General features: G+C 24.8%; 5 protein-coding genes. 1 reads left to right on the forward strand and 4 read right to left on the reverse strand.

What is annotated here, in order from left to right:
* The coding region (locus tag WBG30_RS10680; protein WP_424504643.1) for a CHASE domain-containing protein at positions 1–1,392 on the reverse strand (1,392 nt) is incomplete at its 3' end.
* Between the two features lie 27 nt (positions 1,393–1,419).
* Positions 1,420–2,991 (reverse strand): sensor domain-containing diguanylate cyclase, encoded by a 1,572-nt coding sequence (locus WBG30_RS10685; protein WP_424504644.1) that lies wholly within the window; start codon positions 2,989–2,991, stop codon positions 1,420–1,422.
* Between the two features lie 437 nt (positions 2,992–3,428).
* On the opposite strand from WBG30_RS10685, the gene WBG30_RS10690 reads away from it, so the two are divergent.
* The gene (locus WBG30_RS10690; protein ID WP_424504645.1) at positions 3,429–4,328 is read left to right on the forward strand and encodes a DMT family transporter; all 900 of its coding nucleotides are present in this window, start codon (positions 3,429–3,431) and stop codon (positions 4,326–4,328) included.
* 105 nt (positions 4,329–4,433) lie between these two features.
* Here the strand turns inward: WBG30_RS10690 and WBG30_RS10695 are convergent, their stop codons facing one another.
* Positions 4,434–5,747, reverse strand: coding sequence for an APC family permease (locus tag WBG30_RS10695; RefSeq protein WP_424504646.1), 1,314 nt, complete (start codon positions 5,745–5,747; stop codon positions 4,434–4,436).
* A gap of 272 nt (positions 5,748–6,019) precedes the next feature.
* Positions 6,020–6,095, reverse strand: a 76-nt coding sequence (locus WBG30_RS10700) for an IS3 family transposase (protein WP_424504647.1), incomplete at its 5' end; no start/stop codon positions are given.

Consider the following 6,095-nt stretch of genomic DNA (forward strand, 5'->3'; position numbering starts at 1 on the left):
AGAAAAAATTCCTACATAAAAATCTATTTCATCTTTATTATCTTCGTTATTTATTGTCATTATATTTAACCATTCAGGGTAAATTTCTCCATTTTTTCTACGATTCCAAATTTCTCCTTGCCAAATTCCATTATTTTTTATAGATTCCCACATTTTTTTATAAAAAGATAACTTATGGTGGTTAGAATTTAAAATTTTAGGGTTATGGCCTATTACATCCTCTCTCAAATATTTAGTTGTTTTTAAAAAAGAATCATTCACAGAAATAATTTTATTATATTTATCTGTAACCATTACCCCCTCAGGAGTATTAGCTAAAATTTGGGCAGACAATTTTAGCTTTTTCTCCGATTCGATAGAGTTATTCATTAAAAGTTCTATTTTATCTGTATATTTGATTTTTTTAAATAAATATATACTTAACATGATGATAGTTATTATATTAAAAAAGATAAGACTTAGCCATTCCCATTTTATATAAAAATCAGAAAGTAGTGCATCCCCAGGGATAAAACTAATTCTCCAATCTCTATTTGGAAAATTTATAGAACTTTCCGAATAGAGATTTGTAGATTTATAATTTTTTAAATTATTAAAATAATTTTTAGTTGTATAAATTTCTGTATTTAAATTGTCTGTAATATCATAAATTTTAAATTCTAGATTTTTTTCTTTAATTAAATTTAAGCCTGAATCTATAACATCATCAATTCTAAAAACTCCTGTAACAAAACCTAAAAACTTTTCTTCATTTTTAATTTTTTTGTATATAGGATTAAAAAGGAGAAAGGCATATTTGTCTTCTTTTTCTTGAACTAATTTAATTTTTGAAGTTCCTACTATTTCATTATTTTTTAAAGATGTTAAAATAGTTTGTGCTCTATCTTTGTTTGAAAACAAATCAAACCCTAGAGCAGCTTCATTCCCTATAATGGGCTCAATAAAATATACGGGATAATATTGGGAAGAATCTTTTCTTTTTATCATTTTTCTATCTTCATTTATTTCAGTAAATTTAAATTTTTTATAACCTTCTTTTTGAGCCACTATTTCATATTTCTCTCTCTCATTACTTTTAACTAAAGGGGCCCAAGAAAGAGCTTTAATTTTAGGATTATTTTTTAAAAATAATCCTGTAAAAACCTGAAATTCTTCCCTATCTACATTTTTGGAAGATAAAAATAATTGTTCTACTGCATTTAAAATATTTATGTTTTGAGCCAACTCAAAATTTAAGATGTTTAAATATTTTTCTTTCTCCCTTTTAAATTTATATTGAGTAAATTGTTTTTCTAATCTTTTTATTCCCCAAAAGATAAGACATGATAAAATAAATCCAATCAAAATAGTTAAATAAGATGGTAAATATTTTTTTTTAAAATAATGTTTCATAAAAAAACCCCCGTAAACTAAAAAAGATTAATATAAAATATCTATATTTTGAGATTCTACTTTGTTTCTACCGCTATTTTTAGCTTTATAGAGTAAGTTATCTACCCTTTCTAAAGAAATATCCAAAGTATCGTTTTTCATATTTTTTATAGCTCCTATACTTATAGTTACAACCACATCCTTTTTCCATTTTAATCTCGCTATTTTTTTTCTTAATCTTTCTGCAATCAAAATCCCTTCTGATAATTTTATATTTGGAAGAAGAAGTAAAAACTCTTCTCCCCCATATCTACCTAATTTATCAATTTCTTTTATATCTTCAGATATAGTTTTACATATTTGTCTTAAAACTTCGTCTCCAAAAAGATGTCCAAATTTGTCATTTAATCTTTTAAATTTATCTAAATCAAACATTAATAAAACATATTCCGTATTAAATTTTTTAGATCTTTCTATTTCTATATTTATAAAATCTAAGATTGCTCTTCTATTATAAATGTTTGTTAATTGATCTGTTTCAGCAATAAATTTTAGTTCACTTTCTCTTTTTATTATTTCGAAATTCATATTTTTTATCGCATCTTTTATAAATTTTAATTCGCTTTTTTCATCTATTACTTCTGTTAATTTATCAATGTTTTTACTATAATTCCCACTAGATATACTTTTAATAACATAAGATAATTTACTTAAAGTATTATCAAATCTTTTTATTATAAATGACAGTGAAAGTATAATTAATAATGTTATAATTATAACTAATATTATAATAATCGCTCTTAATTCATAGGTGGCGCTATTCAAATCTTTTTCTAAAACTGTTCCTATCAAAAATAAATCTAATTTTTCTATATGATGAATATAATAACATCTTAATCCATCAGGTGTTTTAGTATCGATTTTACCATGTTTCATGTCTTTTAAAATTTCATATTGCAGATATTTATTATTTTTATTATTGTCTCCAGTATCAACTAAAATTTTATTTTTTCTATCCAAAATATAAAAACTTCCATTTTCACCAATTTTATATTCTAGTAGATGACTTGACAAAGTCGATAAATCTAAAACTCCGCTTAAAACTCCTACAATTTTTCCGTTTTTTTCTATCTTTTTAGAAAGAGTTACAACAGGAGTATCTATTCCTATATAATTAAATTCTTCGGACAAGTAATAACCATTTGAATTTAACGCTCCCTGATACCAATGACTTGTAGTTGGATCATAATTAGTAGGAATATTAAGAGGTTTAGTATGTTTTTCATTGATATATAACTCTTTGTCACTAGATCCAAATATTATATATTTTAAATCATTTTTAGTTTCACTTAAATGTTTCATATGATCAATCATTTCATTTTCTGGATAATCGTTTTCAAATTCTTCATATATTTCTATTAAATGACCTAATATTTCAATACTAATATCGATTTGTTCATCCATTTTTTCTTCAATCGTATGATTTATTAACTCTATTCTTTCTTCTTCTAACTCATTTATTTTTTTTGAAAACAAAGAAGAAGAAATTATAGCTATAATTAATAGTGGAATTATTGAAGTTAAAAAATTTGTTAAAAATATTTTCTTTTTTAGATTCATATTACACCCCCGAAAAATATAAACACATCTATTTATCTTACCTAATAACTCTATTTTTTCCTTCTTATCTTATTAATTACTTTTCTTTGATATTTATATAATAGACTTTAAATCTATAAAAAATTAAAATATAATTCAACTAAAAAAGAACCATTTTGGGTTAGAGTAGTTGAAACGGTTCTTTTAATTGCATTATCTTTAAAAGTTATATATATTTTTTTTTGCTATATAAAAAATACTTTTCTTTTTTATTTTAACAAATGAATTCACATCATCTTGGTCTTATGTCAATATAGTGGACAACTTTTGCTTCAAAATTATTGTATTGATTTATGTGAAATTTTAAACTATAATTAATAGTAATAAACTAATATGATTAAAAATTATAAATTAAGAGAGATAAAATCATTTAATTATAAAAATAGGAGGTAGAGAAAATGACCAATTTATATGGGATTGTATTGTTGATTTTTGCCTCATTAATCTGGGGAAGTGCATACCCATCTATGGAATATGCCTTTAATTTAGGAGTAGGAGTTTTTTCTTTATTAACAATTAGATTTCTTGTTGGAGGAGTGATACTATCTATAATATATTTTAAAGAGCTTAAAAAATTAAATAAAGAAGAGATGAAAATATGCTTTTGCTCATCTGTATTTGTTTTTATAATGTTCTTTACTATGAGTTATGGATTATTATATATATCATCAGCAAGAGGTGCTGCACTATTTTCCTCCTATTTAATATTTACTTTAATAATTAAACGAATTTTAAAAAAAGCACAGTTTAGTGCAATGAATATATCTTATTCACTTTTAATAATAATTGGTATTTTTTATATTAATAAAAATGGATTTTATCTTAATGGATTTAGTGTAGGAGATTTTTATTCTATTTTAAGTGGATTCTTTTTTGCTTTAAATATTGTATATTTAGAACAAAATTCTAAGAAGATGTCTTATAAAAAACTTTCTGTTGTACAGATGTTTGTATGTGGTTTTTTTTCTCTGATATTTATTAGTGTATTTAATGAACCTTTATTTCATTTGACAAAGGATTTAACATTAAACATATTATATCTGAGCATTGTAGTCACAGCCTTTGGTTACACAGCACAGAATCAAGCTTTAAAATTTGTAGACGCTGAAAAAACTTCCGTAATAATGTCTACTCAAAGTATTTTTACTATTTTTATTTCTGTTATAGTTTTTGGGAATTTTCTTACTACAGATATGATTAAAGGGATTATTTTTATTGGATTAGGTATTTTTCTATATAGTATTAGTATTCGAGAGAATAATAAAAAATTGATTAATTCTAAAAGTAAGAGAGCATAAAAAACCCCCGAATATTTATATTTTTTTGGGGGTTATTTAATGTAAATTTTATTTAGATTTATTATCTAATTATCTAATTTTGTAGTTATTTTTTTTGATTAATATTTAGAAATTTTCTATATTTTTAGAAAACGGATTAAACTTTCTAATTTTTTTATTGGGATGATAATTATAACTATAGAAGCATTTTCCAATCAGAAAAAATACTAAAAATATAGTGATTATATAGATTAGATAGTTATAAAATAAAAGACCCATAGAGACCAAAGCAATTAGAGGGATTAGGTATCCTCCTGGTAAAACTAAAGAGCCTTGAATACCTTGCTTTTTAAATATGATGACAGCTACACATGTGAGTAAATACTGAGAAATCATCGAGATCACAGAAAATGAAGCTAAGGTGTTAAAATTTCCTCCAATAAGTATTATTATTATTGTAAGACTTCCAGTAAGAATGATCGCAGCACTAGGAGCACCATATTTATTTTTTTGAGAAAGAAATTTCGGCATAGTATTTTTTTCAGATAATGCTACTATAGATCTTGGACTTGTAAATGAAGTGGCAACGTTGATACCAATAATAGATATTATTACACCTGATAAGAAAAAAATTCCTCCAAGAGGTCCAAGTAATAGATGAGCCGCATCAAATATAGGATATGAATTTGGTTCTATATTATCTCCTAAAATTCCTAATATAGAAAAAATAAGAATAATATAAAGAATTATTATTCCAATGACAACACTAATAATTACCTTTGGTAGATTTTTAAGGGGAGTTTTCATATCTTTGGCTGCTACTGCAATTGTTTCAAAACCTGTAAATGCAAAGAAAAAAATTAAGATAGGATCTTTGAACCCAGTTATTAAACCTCTAGGCTCTCTTGTTATAAGGAGTAGGTTACTGTCTCCTATATATTTAATTCCTATAAAGACAAATAATAAAATTGGAATTATTTTCCCTAAAGTAACTATATTATTTAAATTTTTTGTTAATTTTACTCCTAAAAAGTTGACATAGGATAATATGACAATGAAAAACCCTGCAAAGATCTTTTCTATATAAGGAACATGTCCAATATTAAAAAAAGTTGATATAAGATGTGCAAAAGCCATAGCCGTAGTTGCCCAAGAAAGTAAAGAAATAGCCCATTTCATAAATCCTACCTGAAACCCCATAAATTCTCCCATGGCTTCCCTTACATATATATAGGGACCTCCATAACCTTCAAAAATTCCTGAAGCTTCTGCAAAGCAAAGAGAGATCGAAATGACAGTAGCAATAACAATAAGTGTAGGGAAAACTCCTCTTTCGTTTAAAGATATATAAAAACTTCCGGGGAGGAGGAAGATCCCTGATCCAAGAATTGTATTTACTCCAAGTAAGATAATACTCCAAAAACCTAATTTATTTGCCACGATCTCTCCCCCTTAATAAAAATTAATAATTACAACATTTTAAATAGTATATCATCTGTACCTCTAATTTAAAAGGAAATATCTCTTTTACATGGAGTTTTTATCATAATTTTAAAAAAGAAAGAAATTTTTTAACTATTTATAAGGTGAATGATAACTTAAAATTGTATGTTTAAGAATGATATGACATCTTTTAGGCTTGAAAAATAGGTGGGTCAACTAAATAAACTGTACCCTTTGTCAAGGACATATAAAAAAGAGTGAGGTAATATTTAAGCATTCAAAAGGTGATTCCTGTATTCTACAGGAGTCATCTTTTTTAAATTCCATTGATACCTATGGTTATTG

Origin of the sequence: Psychrilyobacter sp., assembly GCF_049671765.1 — a bacterium.
Classification (GTDB): domain Bacteria; phylum Fusobacteriota; class Fusobacteriia; order Fusobacteriales; family Fusobacteriaceae; genus Psychrilyobacter.

Coding starts and splice junctions, on each gene's coding strand:
- WBG30_RS10685 (WP_424504644.1), bottom strand. CDS start 2,991: ATGAATCTAAAAAAGAAAATATTTTTAACAAATTTTTTAACTTCAATA.
- WBG30_RS10690 (WP_424504645.1), top strand. CDS start 3,429: ATGACCAATTTATATGGGATTGTATTGTTGATTTTTGCCTCATTAATC.